General features: G+C 57.3%; 24 protein-coding genes. 11 read left to right on the forward strand and 13 right to left on the reverse strand.

Annotated features, from left to right (window positions below; all coding sequences use genetic code 11):
• Positions 1 to 13 precede the first annotated feature (13 nt).
• From QF043_RS14050 to QF043_RS14095, 10 genes are all read right to left on the reverse strand, one after another.
• Positions 14 to 1,432, reverse strand: a complete 1,419-nt coding sequence (locus tag QF043_RS14050) for a UbiD family decarboxylase (RefSeq protein ID WP_307418967.1) — start codon at positions 1,430 to 1,432, stop codon at positions 14 to 16.
• A 14-nt stretch (positions 1,433 to 1,446) separates the two neighbouring features.
• Positions 1,447 to 2,697, reverse strand: a complete 1,251-nt coding sequence (locus QF043_RS14055; protein ID WP_307418968.1) for an MFS transporter — start codon at positions 2,695 to 2,697, stop codon at positions 1,447 to 1,449.
• Between the two features lie 25 nt (positions 2,698 to 2,722).
• Positions 2,723 to 3,943, reverse strand: a complete 1,221-nt coding sequence (locus QF043_RS14060) for a phosphoribosylanthranilate isomerase (protein ID WP_307418969.1) — start codon at positions 3,941 to 3,943, stop codon at positions 2,723 to 2,725.
• Positions 3,940 to 4,995: an anthranilate phosphoribosyltransferase gene (gene trpD / locus QF043_RS14065; protein WP_307418970.1), complete on the reverse strand. Its 1,056-nt coding sequence runs from the start codon at positions 4,993 to 4,995 to the stop codon at positions 3,940 to 3,942. Before trpD ends, QF043_RS14060 begins: the two co-directional genes overlap by 4 nt.
• Positions 4,992 to 5,603, reverse strand: a complete 612-nt coding sequence (locus QF043_RS14070) for a cysteine hydrolase family protein (protein ID WP_307418971.1) — start codon at positions 5,601 to 5,603, stop codon at positions 4,992 to 4,994. Before QF043_RS14070 ends, trpD begins: the two co-directional genes overlap by 4 nt.
• A 27-nt stretch (positions 5,604 to 5,630) precedes the next feature.
• Positions 5,631 to 6,683: an LLM class flavin-dependent oxidoreductase gene (locus QF043_RS14075; protein WP_307418973.1), complete on the reverse strand. Its 1,053-nt coding sequence runs from the start codon at positions 6,681 to 6,683 to the stop codon at positions 5,631 to 5,633.
• 563 nt (positions 6,684 to 7,246) lie between these two features.
• Positions 7,247 to 7,870 (reverse strand): LysE family translocator, encoded by a 624-nt coding sequence (locus tag QF043_RS14080; protein WP_307418974.1) that lies wholly within the window; start codon positions 7,868 to 7,870, stop codon positions 7,247 to 7,249.
• A gap of 33 nt (positions 7,871 to 7,903) precedes the next feature.
• Positions 7,904 to 8,689, reverse strand: coding sequence for a class I SAM-dependent methyltransferase (locus QF043_RS14085; protein WP_307418975.1), 786 nt, complete (start codon positions 8,687 to 8,689; stop codon positions 7,904 to 7,906).
• Positions 8,686 to 9,639 carry a 2OG-Fe dioxygenase family protein gene (locus QF043_RS14090; protein ID WP_307418976.1) on the reverse strand — a complete coding sequence of 318 codons (954 nt, stop codon included), beginning with the start codon at positions 9,637 to 9,639 and terminating at the stop codon, positions 8,686 to 8,688. Before QF043_RS14090 ends, QF043_RS14085 begins: the two co-directional genes overlap by 4 nt.
• Positions 9,640 to 9,666: 27 nt before the next feature.
• Positions 9,667 to 10,494 carry a hypothetical protein gene (locus tag QF043_RS14095; protein WP_307418977.1) on the reverse strand — a complete coding sequence of 276 codons (828 nt, stop codon included), beginning with the start codon at positions 10,492 to 10,494 and terminating at the stop codon, positions 9,667 to 9,669.
• Positions 10,495 to 10,946: 452 nt separating this feature from the next.
• Here QF043_RS14095 and QF043_RS14100 point away from each other — a divergent pair, with 452 nt between their 5' ends.
• Genes QF043_RS14100 through QF043_RS14140 form a run of 9 tightly spaced genes read left to right on the forward strand, consistent with a single transcriptional unit; the run spans position 10,947 to position 18,447 of the window.
• Entirely contained in the window at positions 10,947 to 11,282 is a 336-nt protein-coding gene (locus tag QF043_RS14100; RefSeq protein WP_058821789.1) for an RAQPRD family integrative conjugative element protein, read from the forward strand.
• On the forward strand, positions 11,279 to 11,518 hold the full coding sequence (locus QF043_RS14105) for a TIGR03758 family integrating conjugative element protein (RefSeq protein WP_058821790.1): 240 nt from the start codon (positions 11,279 to 11,281) through the stop codon (positions 11,516 to 11,518). Before QF043_RS14100 ends, QF043_RS14105 begins: the two co-directional genes overlap by 4 nt.
• Positions 11,519 to 11,535: 17 nt before the next feature.
• Positions 11,536 to 11,907, forward strand: coding sequence for a TIGR03745 family integrating conjugative element membrane protein (locus QF043_RS14110; protein WP_058821791.1), 372 nt, complete (start codon positions 11,536 to 11,538; stop codon positions 11,905 to 11,907).
• A gap of 7 nt (positions 11,908 to 11,914) precedes the next feature.
• The gene (locus QF043_RS14115) at positions 11,915 to 12,328 is read left to right on the forward strand and encodes a TIGR03750 family conjugal transfer protein (RefSeq protein ID WP_307418978.1); all 414 of its coding nucleotides are present in this window, start codon (positions 11,915 to 11,917) and stop codon (positions 12,326 to 12,328) included.
• On the forward strand, positions 12,325 to 12,966 hold the full coding sequence (locus QF043_RS14120) for a PFL_4703 family integrating conjugative element protein (protein WP_307418979.1): 642 nt from the start codon (positions 12,325 to 12,327) through the stop codon (positions 12,964 to 12,966). The genes QF043_RS14115 and QF043_RS14120 overlap by 4 nt, the downstream gene beginning before the upstream one ends.
• Entirely contained in the window at positions 12,963 to 13,775 is an 813-nt protein-coding gene (locus QF043_RS14125) for a TIGR03749 family integrating conjugative element protein (protein ID WP_307418980.1), read from the forward strand. Before QF043_RS14120 ends, QF043_RS14125 begins: the two co-directional genes overlap by 4 nt.
• Positions 13,765 to 15,282, forward strand: coding sequence for a TIGR03752 family integrating conjugative element protein (locus QF043_RS14130; protein WP_307418981.1), 1,518 nt, complete (start codon positions 13,765 to 13,767; stop codon positions 15,280 to 15,282). Before QF043_RS14125 ends, QF043_RS14130 begins: the two co-directional genes overlap by 11 nt.
• Positions 15,245 to 15,661: a TIGR03751 family conjugal transfer lipoprotein gene (locus tag QF043_RS14135; protein WP_307418983.1), complete on the forward strand. Its 417-nt coding sequence runs from the start codon at positions 15,245 to 15,247 to the stop codon at positions 15,659 to 15,661. Before QF043_RS14130 ends, QF043_RS14135 begins: the two co-directional genes overlap by 38 nt.
• Complete coding sequence (locus tag QF043_RS14140) at positions 15,661 to 18,447, forward strand: conjugative transfer ATPase (protein WP_307418984.1); 2,787 nt, start codon at positions 15,661 to 15,663, stop codon at positions 18,445 to 18,447. Before QF043_RS14135 ends, QF043_RS14140 begins: the two co-directional genes overlap by 1 nt.
• On the opposite strand, the gene QF043_RS14145 is transcribed toward QF043_RS14140, so the two are convergent.
• The 3 genes from QF043_RS14145 to QF043_RS14155 all read right to left on the reverse strand — a co-directional run bounded on the left by QF043_RS14145 (position 18,425) and on the right by QF043_RS14155 (position 20,042).
• Positions 18,425 to 19,171: a zeta toxin family protein gene (locus tag QF043_RS14145; protein WP_307418985.1), complete on the reverse strand. Its 747-nt coding sequence runs from the start codon at positions 19,169 to 19,171 to the stop codon at positions 18,425 to 18,427. The two genes, QF043_RS14140 and QF043_RS14145, sit on opposite strands and share 23 nt — an antisense overlap.
• Positions 19,168 to 19,416: a hypothetical protein gene (locus QF043_RS14150; RefSeq protein WP_020300912.1), complete on the reverse strand. Its 249-nt coding sequence runs from the start codon at positions 19,414 to 19,416 to the stop codon at positions 19,168 to 19,170. The genes QF043_RS14145 and QF043_RS14150 overlap by 4 nt, the downstream gene beginning before the upstream one ends.
• Before the next feature lie 368 nt (positions 19,417 to 19,784).
• Positions 19,785 to 20,042, reverse strand: a complete 258-nt coding sequence (locus QF043_RS14155; RefSeq protein ID WP_307418986.1) for a LasR-specific antiactivator QslA — start codon at positions 20,040 to 20,042, stop codon at positions 19,785 to 19,787.
• A 169-nt stretch (positions 20,043 to 20,211) separates the two neighbouring features.
• Between QF043_RS14155 and QF043_RS14160 the strand changes: the two genes are divergently transcribed.
• Positions 20,212 to 20,466 carry a helix-turn-helix domain-containing protein gene (locus QF043_RS14160; protein ID WP_307418987.1) on the forward strand — a complete coding sequence of 85 codons (255 nt, stop codon included), beginning with the start codon at positions 20,212 to 20,214 and terminating at the stop codon, positions 20,464 to 20,466.
• 104 nt (positions 20,467 to 20,570) lie between these two features.
• Positions 20,571 to 21,527 (forward strand): TIGR03756 family integrating conjugative element protein, encoded by a 957-nt coding sequence (locus QF043_RS14165; RefSeq protein ID WP_307418988.1) that lies wholly within the window; start codon positions 20,571 to 20,573, stop codon positions 21,525 to 21,527.
• Positions 21,528 to 21,559: the final 32 nt, after the last annotated feature.

Genomic DNA, 21,559 nt, shown 5'->3' on the forward strand with positions numbered 1-21,559 from the left:
GTGGGCAAAACCATCAGGCAAACGCCCGGCGGAACCGTGGGCGTAGGGTAAACGGCACGGTGCAATCGAACACGCTTTTGGGCGCCGCCCCCGTGAACTCCCCAGAGCAGTAAAGGCTCGACAGCGTCGGGTCCAGCGGCGTACCCGGCAATGGTCGAGTGGGGTGAATATCCATTTCTGCCCGGAAGCGGGTGGACATCGCCCACAACACGTCCTCGGCGGAGTGCGGATTGACGTCCTCGTCCAGCAGCACAATGTTCTTGGTGCTGGAAATGGCTTCCAGCAGCCGTTGCGCCAGTTGCCGGACCAGCCGATCATCCGCCTCGCAGGACTTGGCCACCTGCAATACGGTCAACAGATGGCCGCCGCCGGCGGGTTGCGCCACGATGTTCTTGATCCACGTGCTCATGCCCCACTCACTGAGCAACCGCAGGATCGATGCTTCCTGGCCAGCCCCCAACAACTCCGACTGCTCCCGACCCGGCCCCGAGAGCGCCTGATAAACAGCCCCCGGACGATGGCTCAAGGCACTCACACGCAGCGTCGACACTTCGCCGCACGGTGAGTAGTAACCCAGGTACTCCGGCATCGAGTGCGCATCGCCGAGCGATGACTCGGGCTCCATTTCGGTTCCCAGGCTCGCCTCCAGCACGATCTCCGCGTGCTCAACAAACCGCCCGGCGTTGGAATAACACGGTGCCAGTTCGACGCCGCGCCCACGAATCGCGCCCGCCACGCCCAGTTCGTCGTCACCAAAGCCGAGGGCAGGTTTGCTCAAGGCGGCGGCGATATAAATGGCCGGGTCCATGCCGATGTTGACTGAAACCGACAGCCGTTCGCCCCGCTGGGTATGCAGGTCAATCAGGCGTTGCAGGTCGCCTCCCGGATAGATCGCAATCGCCACCGAAGAGGGTTTGATCGTGATGCGATGCACCGAGCAATTGGTCGCGCCACTGCGCTCATCGCGGGCGTAAACCATACCCAGCGTAATGGTCGGCCCCGGGTCACCGACCGAACACGTGAGCGCGGGCAGCAACGTGTGCACGTCGGGGTTTTCCAGCACCACCCGCTCCGCCGCAGGGTGCACCATGACCGGCGCGATCGGGTGCATGATCGCCCGGTACACCAACTCGGCATTGCACACCTCAGTGCCGTGGCGGCCTTGAGGGTCCAGGAACATCCGGGTATTGGCCCGGCTGCCGAACACTCCCAGCAATACCGAAAATGCCCCCGTCCGGGGCTTGCGGTATAACCGCAGCGGTTGCTCGGCGCTCATCACCGAGTTGGTCGCGGTTCGGTACGCGGCCAGGTAGTCACTCAGCAGATCCAGGTTCGGGTCCATCGGTGTATTGATGTGCGCCACGGTTTTTCCGTGACGCTCAAGCACACTCAACGCTGAACGCAGGTCATGGATTTCAAGGCTGTCGGTCATTACTGCGCCCTCGCTCAGGAGCCTGCCGAAGCCGCAGGGATGGCAACCTCAGGCACCGGGCGAGCGGCAATCAGGATGAAGACCACTGAGAGCAATGCACAGAGCGCACCCAACATGATCGACGCCGCGTAGCTCTGGTAAAGGTCGAACAGCAGCCCTGCGACGCTGCCGCCGATCAAGGCGGCTATGCCCACCGAAATATACAGTGAGCCCAGGATCGCTCCGAGATTCGCCGTGCCGAACCAACTGGCGGCCACCGACGGATAAAGGGATATGCAGCCACCGTTGGCCACACCAAAACAAATGGCGAACAGCGCCAGCGTGACGAACGTGTGGGCACCCAGCCACAGCAGATTGAGCAGCACCAGTGCGAAGGTCAAAACGATCAGCAGGCGACGCGCGCCCATGCGGTCACCGATGCTGCCCAGGAATAACCGGCCGGCGACGTTGCCCACACCGATCAGTCCGATCAACAGGTTCGCCTGGGTGGCGGAAATACCAAACTGCCGCGCGTAGGGGTTGATGTGCACCAGCGCGAGAAACAGCCCGACCGAACCAAAGAAAATCGCGCCGAAATACCACCAGAATCGCCCCGTACTCGCGGCCTCGGCCAGGCGCATGCCGCTGGGCGCCGCCTGACGCCCGGGGCTCGCATCCGCCGGCGCGAGGCCATCCGGAAACAGCCCGAGTTCTTGCGGATTACTCCTGACCAGCGATGCCACCACCAGCCCCACCACCAGGATCGCTACGGCAAAGATCTGCAGGGTCGATTCCCAGGAAAAGTGCTGCATCAGCAGCCCGGCGGCGGAAGGACCGACAAATGTCCCGACGCCGGTGCCTGCCAGCGCAATGCCCGAAGCCTTGCTGCGATTCTTGACGAACCAGCGCTGAACCGCGGCCACCGTCGGCACATACACCAGGCCGACACCCAGTCCGACGAGGGAACAGAAACACACCAGGAACAGTTGCAACGACCCCGAGGCAAGGCTACTAAGGAAGAACCCCACCGCCAGCAAGACGATGCCAACCCCGACCACGACGCGAGTAGAGATACGATCCGCCAACGAACCGGAAAACACCCCCACCACGTAGTAGATGAACGCCGTCAGTGAGAACACCGAGGCCACGGAAAAACGCCCCACATCGAAGTTGGACTGGATCTGTGAAAAGAACGCGCCGAAGGAGTAAGCGCCACCAAAGATGAGGGCCAGCAGCAGATGCGCAGCGAACACCACGTACCATCCCGGAAAGATTTTGGTTTTCATCACACTGTTCTCGCTCTTGCAGACGTTAATAAGCAACGCTGACGACGCTGGACGTGGCCCCGGACACTCGCACGCGGACCAGGGTCTTGACCTCCAGGCCAGTGACGTTGCGCACCCGCTCGACACCGGCGTAGTCGAGCTTCTCGGCCACACAGATAATCTGTTCGACATGCGCGCCTGCCCGCCGCACCGCCTCGATCAAACCGATGAGCGTGCCGCCGGTGCTGATCAGGTCATCGACAATCACCACCCGATCACCGGGCTCGACGCCGTTGAGGTACAACTCGCCCGAAATGTACTCACAGTCGAAGCCGACCTTGACCTGCCCTTCGAGCCCCGACGGGTACCAACGCGCAATGCCAAAGGGCAGGCCACAGAGCAACGAGACCGCCGCCAGCAGCACACCGCCCTTGTCCTCCTCCCCCACCAGCTTCAACCCCAGGGAGAGGTCAGCCGCCTCGCACACCCGTTGCGCCGCCACGTGCAGCAACTGCGCCGAGGTCGCGGGTACCTGTTCGGTCAGCGAGTTGATCAGGAACTGCTTGCCGTTGACCTTCACCAGTGGCCGGTCATGGAAGGCGTCGCGCAGGATGTCGACTTCACCGAATGCCACCTTTTCCAGGGGTGGCTCCTGCCCCGCCGTCTCGACCGCCGAGACAAAGGCGCGCATCTTGGCGCTGTCCTTGGTGGTGGCGGTTGCCGAGACGCCGCTGCTGACATCCACTCCGTCAGGGTTCAAGGCCTCCATCAGGTGCCGGACGTTGCTCACATTCAGGCCGCCGGCGACGATCACCGGGCGGGAAAAATGACGGCGTTTCAGCAGCTCCCAATCGAAACGCTGGCCCGTGCCACCGTCCTGTCCCTTAACGTAGGTGTCGAACAGATAGGCGCTCACCTGATAGCTATTGATCAGGTCAACATCCACTTCCGCGGCGACGCGAAAACCCTTGATCACGGGCTTGTCGATCTGCTGGCAATACTCATTGCTCTCATGGCCCTGCAACTGGACCATCGAGATGCCCGAGCGCTTAATCGTATCCAGGACGAGGGGCAACGGCTCATCGACAAATACGCCGACCGTGCTGATAAACGGCGGCAGCCGGCTGATGATCCCGCGCGCCACGTCGGCACTGACCTGGCGCGGGCTCGGCGAAAAGACAAAACCCAGCGCATGGGCACCGGCATTCACGGCCGCCAATGCATCTTCCAGCGTGGTGATGCCACAAATCTTGATGGTTGTTTTCATAATCCCTGCCCCAAAAATCCTTGAAAAACCTGATAGGCCTTGCCGCTATCAATGGCTGCGCGGGCCATGTGTGCACCTTCCAAGAAGCTCTCTGCCCTGGCGCTCAACACCAGCAGCGCGCTCGCCGCAATCACCACCGCATCGCTGCGGGGCCCTCGCTCGCCTTCGAGGATGGCGGTGCACAGTTGCGCGTTGCGCTGGGGGTCACCCCCGATGAGGTCCTGCATGCGGCAAGCGTCAACGCCGAAGTCACGCGGGTGCAGGCTGAACGTCTCGACGGTGCCGTGACGAACATGTGCGACCAGGGTTTCACCGACGCAACTGACCTCATCGAGACCATTGAGTCCGTGCACCACGAAGGCTTCTTCACGCCCAAGCCTTTGCAGCGTGTCGGCCATGAGCTCAAGCTGATTGGGTCGTGCGACGCCGATCAGCTGACGCTTGACGCCCGCCGGGTGAACCAGGGGGCCCGCCAGGTTGAAGACGCTGCGTACGCCGATCTCACGCCTGATCTCGCCGATACGCGGCGCAAACCGGTGAAAGCTGGCGGTGGCCACAAACGCGAAGTTGTATGCGGCGAGGTCTGCGCGGATTTGCTGCGCACTACTGCGTTGTTCAACATCCACGCCCAGTGCGGCAATCATGTCGCTGCTGCCACAGCGGCTGGTGACGCTGCGGTTGCCGTGCTTCACAACCGGCACGCCCACCGCAGCGGCGACGAAGGCCGCCGTGGTGGAAATATTGAACGTACCGGCCCGGTCACCGCCCGTTCCGCCGATATCGACCGCGTTGTCGAAGCCGGTCTGCAAGGGCGTACTGCGGCTCAAAATGGCATCCACCGCCCCGGCAATCTCGTCCGCCGTCTCACCTTTGCGACTCAGGGCAACCAGCGTGGCGGCAATTTGCAGGTCGCTGAACTGGCGATCAAGAATGGCCTCGACCACCTGCTTCGTCTCCTGGCGGGTCAGATCGGCCCGTTCTTCCACCAACTGGCGAATCACCTGATGGTAATCGGCGCACGGCAACTGGTTGGCGTCCTGTACCGCGCTCATGTCGATACCTCGCAGCTGTCACGCATGTGCTGCATGACCGACTCCAACGGCAGAACCCGGCCAAGCACATAACCGATATGTTCCAGCGCCGCCAGATGACGAGCCTCGCTGGTCCCTGCCACGCATTCATGCGGCACCCAGACCCGGTAATCCAGCTGCAAGGCGTCCTGGGCGGTGGCGCGCACGCAAACGTCCGTCGCCACGCCGGTCAACACCAGGGTATTGACGCCCAGGCCCTTGAGCAGCAAGTCCAGGTCTGTGGCGAAGAAGCCGCTGTAACGGCGCTTCACCAGGACATAATCACTCTCGTGGGGGCGCAGTTCATCAATGATCTCGATCCCCGGCGTACCCTCGACGCAATGCTCGGTTTCTCCGTACTCAAGTTCCAGCCCGAAATCGACCTTCTGCTTGCGGTGCGACTCGCGAGTATAGATAACCGGGATCCCCAGGGTGCGGGCCAACGCGGTCAATTCGTGGATCAGCGGCACAATGGCGCCAGCGCCTTTGCAGGCGATGGGTGCGTCTTCGTCGACAAAATCGTGTTGCATATCGATCACCACCAACGCAATGTTGTGCGTGGCGTTGACCGTTGTGAAAGATCGTTGCATGGAGCTCTCCCATTCCATTGAGATGAGTCAGAAATCGTTGGCGACTATCCCTGCCAGGGCGGCATAACTGTCTCGGGTAGCCGCCAGGTCATCCAGATGGTCGAAGCACATGATGTGCAATACGCCGAAACCGCCGGACTGTTCCTGCATGTCCTCGATTCGCTGCCTGACCGTTTCGGCCGAACCCACGATCCAGCAATGCTGGGCGACGTACTCCACCGTCACATCGCTGTCGGGCACGTCGGGGTGATGCTTGAGCAACCCCAAGGCGTTATTACCCGCCAGCATCGGCAGGTAGTCCTCGCGGAAATAACGGCCCATTTCACCACCCACCGAACGACGCCAGGCCTCTTTATCGGTGTCGGCGACGAAGAACGGCCGGCTCACCCGCCACATGTCTCTTGACGGTGCAACGCGCCCGGCCTCAAGCGCCCCGCGCTCCACCGCCGCCCAATGGGTATGCAGGTATTGAGGGGTGAAGCAAAAACTGATGGGGATCCAGCCGTTGGCACCGGCAAGTCCCAGGGTGGCGGATGAGGCGGAGAGGCCAGTCACGCCAATCGGTGGGTATGGCTGTTGGAATGGCTTGAGGTGGTAGCCGGAACATTTATCCATCTGGTCGGCGGGCCGCCGTACAGTCCAGTACTTGCCGCGATACTCAAAGGGGCCTTCGCTTTCCCAAAAGCGGGTCATGATCGCAATCGACTCGGCGGTCATCTCGCGATGCGCGCCAGACTTGTGATCAATGTTGAACATCTCAAGGTCGAGGTTGGTGCCGCTGGCCCCGATACCGACCATGAGGCGCCCTTCGGAAATATGGTCGAGCCAACTGATGCGATGCGCCAGCTCCGCAGGGTGATGGAAAGGCAACATAAAGGCCCCGGGAGCCAGTTTGATGCGCTTGGTTTTGAGGAAGGCTTGTGCGATCAACAGGTCGGGTGAAGGACATGGTTCTGACGGCATCATGTAATGCTCGCCAATCCACGCCTCTTCAAAACCGATGCTGTCCAGATATTCCAGCGTATCCAGATCGTGAAAATGGCCGTCGCGGATGGAGCGATGGCGCGGATGCGCCGGCATCATAAAAGCTCCCAACTTCATCAGGTGTACCCCCTTAGATCCGTCTATGGTTACCGCATCTACACTAAAGCAATTTTTCGGCCAGCCTCATTCATCCGTCTCAGTTCAGAGGCACCGTCAACGATCGAAAGCCGCAAAAAACCGTTGGAATCAATAAAATGAACGCGAAAAAAACAAATCCACCAAAACCCGCGATTCGGAGAGGATTTGTATTGTTTTGCACCAGAGCGATACATTTAGTAACAATTTGTCAGGAGTAAGTGCATGGATAGCAGAGATGAAGAATAGGTTGGAACCTGAAGAGGTCCAAGCGAGCCCCCAGTCCGTTATCGACACCCAAAAGAGGTTCAAAAACTCTGAAGACCACCTCCGAACCTGGTCAAATACGTGACCTACCTTCATTGATTACTCGTATGGCATCGATGCACCAAGTCGTTGGGCAGACTGATGACTCTGAACGATGCAGCTCGTTATGCCGTTCCTTTGCGACGGCATTTGAACGCTGGAGCATTTTGACGGCGTGATCGAGCAGCCTTCACTCGAATGTTGAATAGCTCACCAGGTTACGGGGGAGCGGAGAAAAAAAGCAGGCCTGCCATGAGCAGCAAAATAACACCCGCAATACGATTTATAAGGCGGATGGTGACGGAATTGCTACGGGTATGAGTTTTGACCCATACCCCCGAATAGGCGTAGCAGCACGCGCAAAAAAACTCTACCAGGATGTAAACGCCCCCAAGGGTGATCAATTGCATGTCATACGCGATCCCTGGAACGATGAACTGCGGCAGGAATGCAGTAAAAAGTAAAAGCGCCTTAGGGTTGCTAGCGGCCACGAGAAACTCTTTGGTCGTCATGTCCGCCGTGCTCACAGCGGCTATCTCGCCATATTTTTCGGGGGGCGTCGAGAAGATAAGAATCCAAGAAATATATATGAGGTAAAGGGTACCGATAGCCTTGATAAATGAAAAAGCAAAGGGAGATTGTTTGAGTAACTCCCCCATTCCATACGCAACCAACAGAATCATAATGGCGAATGCGATAAAACGACCCACCAGACTCATGACTGTGGAAAAAAAACCCGCTTGCGTGCCGTGATTGAACGCGAGCAAATTGTTAGCGCCTGGGGTTATCGCAACCACAAACGCAGCGGGTGCAAAAGTGATCAGTTGTTGAAATGTGAGCAAGGGATATTTTCCTGAAACAGCAGACGTGAACGGTCAGGCGGCTGACAGTGATTTCCTTCCAATGATGTAGTCATAGTAAATTTCATTGCCACCTACGCCATAACGGTGAAAAATTTTGCCGCGTTGCACATCAACAATATCCTCATCAGCGATCTTTTTGTCGATCCATTGATTCAGCGCGATGCACTCTGGATCCGGATCATTTGGCTTCACATGAAAAATGAACCATCCTCCCGCAGAGAGCAGTTCAAAAGCTTTTTCAAAACCTGCGACCGGTATGTGATTACCCCAGCCAGTAGCAGATGCGACACCAACGCAGTTCGGTTTAAACGAGTTGATGGTGGACAAGCTCTCGTGGGAAAGATTGCAAAGGTCATCAACGATGTAGTCATTGTAGACAAAAGGCCGATCTCTCGCGGCAGCTTCCTGGGCTTCTTCTACGATATCCAATCCTATAATCTTCAGGCGCCTACTGTTATTGAGCAGGGCCTGCCCAAACGCCCCGGAACCAGCGCCTATTTCCAATACGCGCAATTCCTGTTCCTTTGAATGTTGATCAAGTAGCTGCTCGAACTTCTCTGATAGCAGTGCTGGCGTACGACATCCGAGCATCCCGTAAATCATGGCGTCATACAAATTCGGGATCTTGTACATGGTTTTGTAGTCGTGCATCGAGTAGATCGCTTCCACACCTTCTACGACAGCTGAAAATTTCTCCTCAGACTGAATGTTAATGTTGCTGGAATGAACCGGTCGAATCGAATACTCCATTGCCAGCTTGCTATAGTCGGTGACCGGAAGATTTGCTTTTTCGTTCATTTCATACTCCTCGTGCGTTGGTAAATTTTCTCGTTCGTCTTGCTTAGCTGAAAAAAATAACGATGATTATGCCAAGGTAACTTGAAGCGACTCCAGTTCTTTAATGTCCTAAAAAGTCCATCATCGGGCGCACTGTGCCAGAATTTATTACTATCATTCATATGGAAGTATGGACAAAAGAGCGAAATGACCAGCGTGATGCGAAATCCCTGAGTCACGGGAGTTACACCGTGAAAGATTTTGGAACCCTTAGTTAATATAGCCTCACCTTTATTATGAAAGTCTGCAACTCTGATTTTTTCGTGGTGCTGTTCTATGCGAGGATCAAATGTCGCGGCCACGCCATCGTAGTAAAGAAAATTGCCCCCCACGTAGGTGGAGCTGTCGGTAAGGAGGATGGTCAGTACATAATCCATACCGTCGGTATGCCACTTTGCGACGTCCGGATTTTTCTCGGGGCGAGACGCGTCATGACGATAGTAATTAATTTGGACCGCCGCATCCGGATGTGGATGGAGTATCAAAGGTACGCCGGCAAGCGCTGACATATTGCATAGAAAGTCAGGACTATCGATTAGATCAGCGATAAATTGTGAGTGTTGTTGCGCCCCCCTTAACCGCCTGGAGACAATATGTGGATTACTCGGTGCTTTTTCTTCCAATCGTTGCGCAGTGGTTGAAAGGATATTGATGCATTGATCAGTGAAGGGGCGGATCGGTCCAATATAGCCAAGATTATCAATGTGCCGCTCATGGCGATTGATATCGGACTGACTGTAACCGAGATCCAATAACGTGCGGCACAAGGTGACGTCGATTTTTGCATCGGATCGGTTGAAGGCATCGTCCCAGAGAGGTTCACCCTGCAGCCGGGAAGGTTCCGGATGTCTAGCTTTCAAAGACTTTACAAGCAGCGACAAGCCTTTTGACATACGTGGAATATCCTTCATGGCAATATCTCGAATGCGCTGTCGTATTCAGGAATGAATATTTTTGGCTCTCAAGTACGCTGGATACTGTCGGTTTACAACATCGTCGACCCAAGGCTGCACCACATCCTCAGGAAGGTCATCCTGTAGGAGGCGAAATAAAGTATTATCATCTTTCCAAGGTTGATGCTTTGAGCGTAATACCAATACCAAAGTAATACGCTCAGACTCACTATTTATTTCTGCAGCGTGTAGTAAACAGCGACCTTGCAATAGAACACTCGCACCGACTTCCTGAGTTACTCGTATAATCTCATCTTCGGAGAACGGCGCCTGGAGCTCACCAAAACTTGATCGGGCAGAAGCGCTTCCCTTGTAGATCAAGGTGGCAGTATTGGCCTTGGCGCCATCGATATACAATGGAATAAGTTCTACCATCGCGGCCCCGTCCGTATGATAACCAATCGCCGGCTCGCCCCGTCGATAATAATTTATATGCGCCGCAGCGGTGGGAATAGGATAAGGTTCAAGCTCACAACCTGCCAACAGGGACAGGTATTCGAGCCTATGCTTATTCAGCATCAGGCTTTCAATTTGAGGTATATGAACATGAGCTTTGCGCAAGTGCTTTAACGACAAAAACTTATTGCTTGCTATAGACTCTAGCTTAAGGGCTTCGTCCAAGACACCCCTTAATAGTGCAGGGTCGTAGCAGTTTTTGAATTGTGCAAAGCCAAGCGTTGAAATAGCTCGATCAGAAGGGAAATTTCCGATGATGCTTTCCAAGCTCATTGCGTTTAATAATCTGCTACTATTCAATGCAATCAAAATTATACCTTCCTTGGCATCAGTATTAAATTCAAACCAACAGAACATATCAGCACATCTTTGATGACAAGCCTAACTCTGTTATGTATCGAATATATTAACCAGCATCGCTTAATTGCGATGAAGTAATATTTAGCCCATGCGATTGGACAGGTCAAGGGAACCTGACAAATGGCAATCAATGTGCGTGGTACTTGGGGGTCATCAAGCTAAATTCATGCGCCGTCATGTACCAACGTCTTCAACCGATTGGCATCTATTCGTAAATAGATAAGCACGGCGCGGCCTTACCGCCGAACGGAGGTGCGACCGGCGCAGCTCAAGTGCTGACGCGCCTATCTTGGGATTGGTTGCGAGCCAAATGGCGTTTATACGGATCACTGCTACAGGGCTCGCAAGAAAGCGCATTCCATAAATGTGATCCATCACACCTCAGGTTTCTTACGGAAAAATTCACCCTCTAGCTTGATTCTGCTCCCAGATCCATAAGGGCTAGCATCATGCCAATTACCACCTTCCGCAGCTTGTTTTTGCTATCGCTGGTTATCGTCCATGGCAGCAGCTATGCCGCGTCTGATCGGGAGCAGGATCAGTTCAGCCAAGTCCAGCAGCAGCTCGATATTATCGAACGCCTTGTAACGCAAGCTGAGGCAGCCAGCACGTTCGAACCCGACGATCGCTATCGCTTCGACTATCCCCGCCTAATTCAAGACATTCAGCGCATTCGTCAAGGCGTGCGGGACTATCTATCCCCCTCCCGCGCCCAACCCCGTGATCCCACCGATTTGGTCGGCAATTACCGCCTCGACACTACGCCCGCAGAGCCTTCGCCATGAGCATGACTGACGCCCAAATCGCAGCGTTTCAGAATGCCTCCGGTTTCTCGGCACAGAACAGTTCCACGCTGTGGCTATCCCTGGTTCTCGTCCTGGTTTTGCTCTGGTGTGCCTGGGTGATGTGGACGGCTTACCGGGGTTGGGCCGCCGGCAGTGTGCGCTTTGGGGCCTTCGGCGGCAGCGCCGTGCGCGTCTTGCTCGCCCTGCTCCTACTGATGTTCTTCACCCTGTCCTAATCCAGGAGGTCGCCGCCATGCTCAAGTGCTTTGCCCCTCTGAAAAACAACCTGCGTGATCGTACGAGTCAGCGTGTGATCGGGCTGCTGCTGGTGCTCGGTCCAAGCCTGGCTTTTGCCCAATTACCCACCATGGAAGCCCCTTCGCGCGGGGAAGGGTCCGGATTGATCGAGACGATCAAAAACTACGCCTACGACGGCGGAATCCTACTTGGTCTACTGATCGCCCTCCTCGCTTTTCTCGGTGTAGCCTGGCATTCGCTCACCGTCTATGCCGACGTACAGAACCAACGCAAGACCTGGAAAGACCTCGGCGCCGTAGTCGGCATCGGAGCCCTGCTATTGGTAATCATCATCTGGTTCCTGACCAAGGCTGCCGCGATTCTGTGAGGTTGGCATGAACGACACTATCGAACGCCTTGCCGACGGCACCTTGGTCTTTCTACCCGAACGGCTCAATCGTGATCCTGCCGTATTACGCGGTTTGACCAATGATGAGATGTGGGTGGCGCTCGGTACCGGCGCACTCGTTGGCCTGGTGTTGGGTGTTCCTCTGGCGATCGCCACCGCCTCCATTGCCGTGGCGCCGACCAGCATGATCGCAAGCATGGCGCTGGTGTTATTTGCCGGTGGCACGCTAATACGTCGAGCCAAACGGGCGCGCCCCGAGACCTGGTTGTACCGCGAGCTCGAATGGGTACTGGCCAGCCGTTGGCGCCTGGGGCGCGGAAGTTTAATTCTCCACTCCGGAGCCTGGACGGTTCGTCGTTCACGTCGAATGCGCCCTGCCCTGTCCCGGTGGCAACCATGAGCCGATTTCGGAACAAGGTAGACGCGCAACAGGCCCATATCTTCAGCCTGCGTCTGGCAGTAGTGGTCCTCGCCCTGCTCTGTGCCGGACTCTGGTACGGCTGGCGCTCGGCACCGACCGATCTGACCGTGCATGTCCCCCCGGATCTGCGCTCGGGCAGCACTCGCAAGTGGTGGGATATCCCCTCAGAGAATGTGTATGCCTTTGCCCTGTACATCTTTGGTCAGCTCAACCGCTGGCCCTCAGATGGAGAGCAGGACTATCGCCGCGCCATCTATGGCTTGCAGTCGTACCTGACACCCTCCTGCAAGGCCTTCCTCGATGGCGACTACGAGTACCGCAAGGCCGCCGGCGAACTGCGCCAGCGGGTGCGTGGGGTCTACGAAATTCTGGGCCGAGGTTACAGCGAAGATCCGGATCTCAGGGTCAAGCAACTCGATCGCGACAGCTGGCTGGTCACCCTCGACCTCAACGCTGATGAGTATTACGCCGCCGAACCGGTGAAACGGGTGGTAGTGCGTTATCCATTACGCGTGGTGCGCTTTGATCTGGACCCCGAACGCAATAAGTGGGGGCTGGCACTGGATTGTTATCAGGGCACTCCGCAAAAAATCTCCCTGCCTGGAGGTGAGCCATGAAGCGGATGTCTACCCTGAGACTCACCATCGCACTGATGGTATGGGGAGCAGCAGCACAGGCCGTCGAGTTGATGCACTGGGAACGCCTACCCCTCTCGGTCCCACTGGTGATCAATCAGGAACGGGTGGTCTTTGTCGATGAGGATGTTCGAGTTGGGGTGCCCTCAGCCCTGACCGGCAAGCTGCGCGTGCAATCAACCGGCGGCACGCTGTACCTGCGCGCGTCGGAAGCCATTGCCCCGACCCGCCTGCAACTGCAATCAGTCACGACGGGCGAGATCATCCTGCTGGATATCGCGGCCACGCCTGGCGATCAACCGCTGGAGCCCGTGCGTATTCTCAAGAATGCTCAGGTGCAAACTACCGAGGCTGAACCCAACACCGTCCCGGTTCCAGAACGTACACCGATCCCGGTCGCTTTGACGCGCTACGCCGCGCAAAGCCTGTACGCGCCGCTGCGCACCGTGAAGTCCCTGCCCGGTGTACGCCGCGTCCCGCTCAAGCTGTGCACCGAACTGCCGAACCTGCTGCCGAACGAAAACGTGTCCAGCACACCCATCGCCGTCTGGCGACTCGGTGATTACTGGGTGACGGCGGTGAAATTGCGCAATCGTGGTTCAGAGACGGTGCAACTCGATCCACGTCGACTTCAGGCCAAGCTGTTCGCCGCGGCCTTCCAGCATGCTTTCCTCGGGCCTGTCGGCAGCGCTGAAGACACGACGATCGCCTACCTTGTCACCCGCGGTGCCGGCCTCGAGCAAGCCGTGCTGCTCCCGCCCGTTGCGCGAGGTGCTGACGATGAAAGCTAACGCCTTGCTCAAATGTCTGGTACCGGCTGCGCTGCTGGGCGTGGTGCTGATCATCCTGAAAACCTGGGTCCCGGGTGGCAGCACACCTTCTCCAGAGCACCCAGTTGATCAGGGCAATATTCAATTATCCGCCGAGCAAGCCAAGTCGCTCGGCATTGCGGGCGATACCCCACGCGACACGGTCGCCACGCTGGTCGGCCAGGTGAAGGCCATGCGCAGCGACATGCTCGGTTTGAAGAAACACAATGACTCACTGCAGACGGAAAACAACCGCTTACGCGAGCGGGAAAACAGTGTCGATTCGCGTATCCAGACCGCGCTTGGCAGTGTGACCCAGCAGGTCGACGAAGGCCGCCGCCAAGCCAACGAGGCCCGACTCAAAGCGGAACAAGACAGTCGTCAGGCTCGCGGCCTGCTGACGCAATTGCAGGAACAGTTGTCGGGGCTGACTGGCAAAAGCAAGGACATGCCGATCGGATTGGGGCTTGAGCCCGGCGACGGCGCTCAGTTCGAAGGGCGACACTCTACCAATGATGCGCTGCAGTGGATTGAACCCTCGGATGCTCCGTCCGCCGACGCCAGAGGCAAAACCACGACTTCCTCCGCACTGAGCCTGCCTACCGCTTTCAACTCTCTGGAAGGCTTGAAAGACAACGCGATTGATCGCAGCCAGAAACAGCTACGTGCAGTTACCAAGGGTGAGCGCGACCTGACGCGATCCGTTGATCGTACCGAAGGCGCGAAGCCGGTCTACACGTTCCCCGAAAACGCCACGCTGATGGGCTCGGTCGCCATGACCGCGCTGATCGGCCGAGTCCCGGTGGACGGCACCGTGAATGACCCCTATCCCTTCAAGGTGCTGGTCGGCCCGGAGAACCTGACCGCCAACGGCATCGACCTGCCGGACGTCGCGGGGGCCGTGATGAGCGGCACGGCGTCCGGTGACTGGACCCTGTCCTGCGTACGCGGACAGGTCGAGTCAATTACCTTTGTGTTTACCGATGGCACCATCCGCACGGTGCCTCAGCCGAAGGCGATAGCCAGCCGCACTGCCTCCACCACCCAGAGCTCGAACACCGACAAGATCCGTGGCGGGCTCGGTTACCTGTCCGATCCGTATGGCATTCCTTGCATTGCCGGCGAGCGCCGCTCGAACGCCCAACAATACCTCGGTAGCCAGAGCCTGATCACTGCGGCCGGCGCCGGTGTCGCTGCCTTGCTCGGGAATGAGCAGAACAACAGCAGCGTGATCAGTTCGGGCGGTACTGCCTTCGGGGTCGCCAGCAGCAGTGGCAATAGCGCACTGAATTCAATTCTCAGTGGTGGGGTCAGCGACATCCGCGAGTGGGTCAACAAGCTGTATGGCGAAGCCTTTGCCGCCGTGTACGTGCCACCGGCGGCACAGGTCGCACTGCACCTCGACCATGAAATCACCATCGACTACGAGCCCAAGGGCCGGAGCGTTCGCCATGAAAAAGACCATGCCTCCCTGCCTGATCTGGACTAGCTTGCTTTGCTTAGTCCTGGCGGGGTGTTCCACCGACAAGGAGACGCTTCTGCCCCATGGCGAGCAAACCATGCTGGACATCTGGAACGGAGCCGGCTCACAAGGCACTCAGCAGCAACTGCTGGATGCTCGGCAACTGTTACGCCGTCCGCTGGCCCAGGCAGATTTCTCCGCGGCGCTCCAGGAACCGTACACGCGCACCGCGGCGAACGAGATCCATAATTTGTTCCCTCGCCTTGCTAATCCCGATCTAGTGCTGTACGTGTATCCGCATCTGAGCGGCACCGAGCAGGCACCGGTCCCGGGTTACTCGACCGTCTTTCCGTTTTACCAGCGCGTGCAGTACGCACTGCCCGGTGAACGTCAGGAAGACTTGTGATGCGAACCGGCGCTCACGAGTGGAAAACCTGGCGCAACCCATTGCGCCCTCGCGCAACCTTGGCCGATGAAGCCATACTCTATGCGCACAACCCCAGCTTCACCGATCACCTGCCTTGGGTCGAATACCTCGACACCGAGCAGTGTTTCCTTCTCGATGACAATCGCTCAGTAGGTGCGGTGTTCGAGTTACTGCCCATCGGCACTGAAGGGCGCGAGCCCGATTGGTTGATGGCGGCCCGCGATGCCCTTGAGGATGCCCTGCAGGATAGCTTTGACGAGCTGGATCAAGCGCCTTGGGTGGCGCAGTTTTTCTGCCAGGACGACAGCGACTTCACCCCCTACCTGACCCGGCTCACCGATTATATTCAGGACAGCGCGCGAGGTACGGTGTTCACCGAAGCATACCTGGAACTTACTCGCCGACATCTGAAGGCCATCGCCAAGCCCGGCGGTCTGTTCGAGGACAAGGCAGTCACGCGCCTGCCCTGGCTCGGAAACAACCGCCGGGTGCGCCTGGTGGTCTATCGCTGGCTTGAGTCTGACGGCGAGGAGACGGGACTCACCCCGGTGCAATCCCTGCAACAGGCTTGCGAACGTATCGCTGCTTCGTTGCAGGCGTGCGGGGTGCAATCGACGCGAGTCGATGGCCGAGGTTTGTATGTCTGGTTGTTGCCCTGGTTCAATCCGGCACCCAGGCTCACCGATGAAGCGCCCGAGGATTTCTACCGCCGCGTGGCCTATCCGGAGTCTGGCGAGGGCGAGTCGCTGGAACTGCCCTTCGATCATGACTTTGCCGAACGGCTGTTCTTCAACGAACCGCGTTCGGATGTGCAGCATGGGCTTTGGTTTTTCGACGATCAACCCCACCGGATGATTGTGGTGGACAAGCTGCGCCGGGCGCCCTTGATTGGTCAACTCACCGGAGAAACCCGTAAGGGCGATGCAGTGAACGCGTTATTCGACCAGTTGCCTGAAGGTACGGTGATGAGCCTGACCTTGGTGGTCAAACCGCAGGATGTGCTCGAGGACCAGTTAAACCGACTGGCGCGCAAAGCCATCGGTGAAAATCTGGCCTCGACCCAGACCCGTCAGGATGTTGAAGAAGCCCGCGCGATCATCGGTCGTCAGCACAAGCTGTACCGGGGAACGCTGGCGTTCTATGTTCGCGGTCGTGATGAACAGCAGTTGCACCAGCGCTCGGTCAGCCTTGCTAACGCACTGTTAGGTGCGGGTCTGCAGCCGGTGCGCGAAGGCGACGAGGTCGCGGCCTGCAACAGCTACCTGCGGTGGTTGCCGATGGTTTACAACCCGGCCCGCGACACGCGTAACTGGTACACCCGCCTGATGTTCGCCCAGCACCTGGCGAACATGGTTCCAGTCTGGGGCCGCAGCACCGGTACCGGCCACCCAGGTATAACTCTGTACAATCGTGGCGGCTCGCCGTTAAGTTTCGATCCGTTGTCACGCCTGGACCGGGCTATGAATGGTCATCTGCTGTTGTTCGGCCCCACCGGTGCCGGCAAGTCGGCCACCCTGGTCACCCTGCTGATGCAGGTCATGGCGGTGTACCGTCCTCGCCTTTTTATCGTCGAGGCCGGTAACTCATTCGGCTTGCAGGGAGACTACTTCGCGACACAGGGCCTGTCGGTCAATAAGGTCCAATTGAAACCTGGCGGCTCGGTCAGTCTCGCCCCGTTCGCCGATGCCTGGCGCCTAGTCGAGCAGCCGGATCAGGTGGCGAGTCTGTCGATCGATGAGCTTGACGATGAGGTGGTAGCCAGTCGCGAAAACCAGCGCGACATTCTCGGCGAATTGGAAATCACCGCCCGGCTGATGATCACCGGCGGCGAGGCCAAGGAAGAGGCACGCCTGAGCCGAGCCGATCGCAGCTTGATCCGCGAGTGCATTCTCGATGCCGCGCAAACCTGCGTCACCGCGGGCCGTCGAGTGCTGACTCGCGACGTGCGCGATGCCTTGCTACGCGTCGCCGCCGACCCGCATTTGCCGGAGAAGCGTCGCGAGCGTGCCCAGGAAATGGGCGAGTCCATCGACCTGTTTTGCCAGGGTTTCGAGGGTGAACTGTTCGATCGCGAGGGCACGCCTTGGCCCGAGAGCGATGTGACCGTTGTCGATCTGGCCACTTACGCTCGCGAAGGCTATGAGGCACAGATGTCCATTAGCTACATAAGCCTGATGAACACCGTGAACAACCTCGCCGAACGCGACCAGTACCTAGGGAGGCCGATCATCATGGTCACCGACGAAGGTCATATCATCACCAAAAACCCGCTGCTGGCGCCCTTCGTGGTCAAGGGGACGAAGATGTGGCGCAAGCTCGGCGCTTGGTTCTGGATGGCGACGCAAAACCTTGCCGACTTTCCCACTGCTGCGCAGACCATGCTCAACATGATCGAATGGTGGATTTGTTTGAACATGCCGCCCGCGGAGATCGAGGAAATCGCACGCTTCAAGAAGCTCACGCCGGCACAGAAAGCCTTGCTGCTCTCCGCCAGTAAAGAGCCGGGTAAATACACTGAGGGGGTCGTGCTGTCGAAAAAGCTCGAAACGTTATTCCGAGCGGTCCCACCGAGCCTCTACCTCGCCCTTGCCATGACGGAACCTGAAGAAAAGGCAGAACGCTGGACATTGATGAAAGAGCACGACTGCTCGGAGTTGGAAGCTGCCTATCGAGTAGCTGAGCGTATTGATCAGGCGCGTGGAATAGAGCCAATAAAAAGAGGGAAAGCGCATCCGATGTTGATCAACCCGGCAGCTCGCCATTGAGCACTTTTTCAACGTAGGCATCCATGAACCAGCCGGGGACCTCGTCAACCCTGAATTCCAGGTCAGTTCCATCCGTAACTTCGGCAAGCAGCACGAGGTCGGCACCGGAGTTATCGAAGATGTAGGCCCGGCTCGAAGCGGCAATAGCCGCAGGCAGCAGGCTCAGACAACGGCCATAACGCTGAACAATTTTCTCTGTGGGAACTGGATGCCCACCTGCTGCAACACGGTTCCTGACCCTGTTGATATTGATGTCAGGGTCTTCAGTTGCCACAAAGTAAAGGTAGGTTCGATATCCAGACTCTCTCGCCTTGAGCATAAAAGCGATTTTGTCGTCGCTGGACATTACCGTTTCGAAGGTGAAAGACAACTGCTCTTCGAGAAGCTTGTTCCGGATGAAGTCAGAGAGCACGGAGGCAAAATAGGAGTTCATCGCGACCGTCTGGAAATTCAGACCATTGCTGCTAAAGCCTATTTTGGCGGACTCCTCATCGAGCCCGGCGGACTTGACCAGCCGATGCTCCCTAATGAAACTGAGGACCTCATCACCTTCAGCTTCCAGTTGAAAATCTCTGAACTCCAGACGGCCGCTCTCTTTGGCAGCCTTCTCGATTTCATCCGGGTTAATGTAGATACCAATCAGGTGGGAAGGGATGGCACTTTTCATCGTGCTCTTGCCGGAGCCATTGGGTCCAGCAAAAACCCTCAACCGAGGAACCGTCATGAGCAGCGGCGCACCTTGATTACGCCACCCAAAGTCACTTTGTGCTTGGGTTTAGCCACCCGAATGACCTTGTGCTTACCGTCGGCAGTCGTTTCAACAAGCATGCCGTTCATAACCTCCATCACACTGCGCCCGGCCGCCAGCGCGTTGATATAGGCGGTATTGATGGCGCCTTCAGCCATAACCGGGATCTTATCCTCCAGTCGGCTCACCAGATCGTCACTCAACACTCGTTTGGCTTTCATATCGCGCTCCACGTTCTCAGAGCGTGCAGAATCTGCACTTAATCAGAATCTTAGCTACGTAAACCTGTTTGTAACAGGGCGAAAGCTACTTCTGTCAGCCCCCAGTCTAGAGGAATGGCGTCTGGAACCATACCTTTCAAGAGATTTTCACGCTCGATGCACGACTGGCGGCATTGGAGGCAAGCACCACCCTTGGCGCAGCACCCAACTAAGGAAAGCGCGACTCCCCACCAAGCTTTTCAGTATTTGGACCAATACACCTCAACTAGACAGACAATAGCTCTATCGCTGCAATCATTTGTCTGTCCCAATGTGGTCTGATTGATGCAAAAGGGGGGTCAAGTCGAAATCGCCATGAGCAACAATAGTTACTGTGACACGCCACGAAGCCGCTGCTGAATCCTCAATAAAAAACCTGCTTCAAAAGCATCCTGGCAGTCACCGACAGGAAAGGACTTGCGGGTTTGCGCCAGCTCCCACCACAGGGGAATCTCGCCGGGCGTATCAAGCCAAGCCTGAGCGCATTGCACGCCACGCTCGATCATCGAAACAAACTCTTTGCCCCAAGGTGTCAGAAGACTTGGGCAACCATCCGCCGCAGGAATTGAAATGTAGTTTTCGTCCATACACACCCTAGATTTCTGATTTATTGTTAGCAGTGGAATCCAAACTCGAAAAGCTTAACGGTACCAAATGAACGCTCAATAACAGGCATGAGCATCAAATAGCCTAGATCAATACCAATGTAGACTATATCCCGTGGATTGAGAGTCCCTCAAGGCGCAATTTGCGCGCATGACTCAAGACTACGAACAGCTTCGTCTGCAGCTGGCGGAAAACATCCGCTGGATGCGACGTGTGAAAAACCTGACCCAAGAGCAGCTCGCGCTCATGGCCGAGGTGGATCGCACCTACGTCAGTCAAATCGAACGATGCACGGGCAATCCGTCGCTGTTGGTCCTGTGCAAGCTCGCCAATATTCTCGAAATTACCGCAGATCAGTTACTTGTGGAACCCGATATCCTGCGCAGCGCCCTTCACGTCAAATAATAGTCTCACGTCTCGCAAACCCGATAGATCCGCCTTCATAATTTCCACTGACAGTCTTCAGTCCCTAACCGAACCTGCCCAGGCATACACCGAGAGCCTGGATCATGCCTGTTGCCCGCTCGTCAATCCCGCCCACAAAGCTACGGCCCTTGGCGCTGAGCGTCCTGCTGGCGTGCGACCCGAGCATGGCGCTGGACACCGCCAGCATCACCTCCTCCGTGCTTTCGCCAAATTGTCTCGAATACAGGGTCGTCGGCATTTGTTTCTGGCTGCTCTGCACGCCCTTCGGCTGCGCAGTCAAAACCTCGACCAAGGTTCGTCATTTCATTCCTGAGTTGGTGGTCTCGAGCTACGCCACCACCGGCAATAACCCCTGGACCGAGATGGCCACCCTCTCCTCTCCCATCAGCGGTGCGGAAGGTGGCGGTAACCTGATCACGCCGAACACACAGCGCGATAACCTGCCTCGTTTCAAAAACGTTGACGGCATCGGTCACCCGGGCGGATGGGCCGCCACGCAATTGGCCTCGCAATCCGGCTATGCCTGCGCCAGCGGCGCCACGGCATTAATGCCTTACTACCTGAGTACCCTGGACTCACTGGCCTGGCGCCATGGCATCCCAGAAAGTTTCTACCCCGAATCGCTCATGCCGGGGATCCGTGAAGTTGGTCGTCAGGCCTCGGGAAACATGTGGGGCAACGTTTATCCCCGGCAGGGCTTTCTGGTACAGCCCGACGATTTCAAGGCGGCCGCAGTCATGGCGCAACGCGCCGGCGATGTGATTACCAACAACTGGCAGCCGCATGTGTATGTACCACTCACGCCCGCCAAACGCGACGGCTACTGGCCGCCTGGCCCGATCGTTGAAAACGACGCTTCGACCCACAAATGGCAATTGCTCTACCCCCAGGTGCAGCCCACGTGCGCCATCTTCCCCAGCGATCCAGTCCAGAGCGCGAATGGCGGCTACGCCTGGTCGCTGTGGCGTCCCTATAGCTGCTGCAAACGTGAGGGGCAGACCTTTCTGTTCAGCATCGACTTCGAAGGAGGCACGTCGTGAGTCGGTTTTTCACGCGACCATGGTTGTGTGTG

Source organism: Pseudomonas sp. W3I7 (genome assembly GCF_030816095.1).
Taxonomy (GTDB): Bacteria; Pseudomonadota; Gammaproteobacteria; order Pseudomonadales; family Pseudomonadaceae; genus Aquipseudomonas; species Aquipseudomonas salomonii.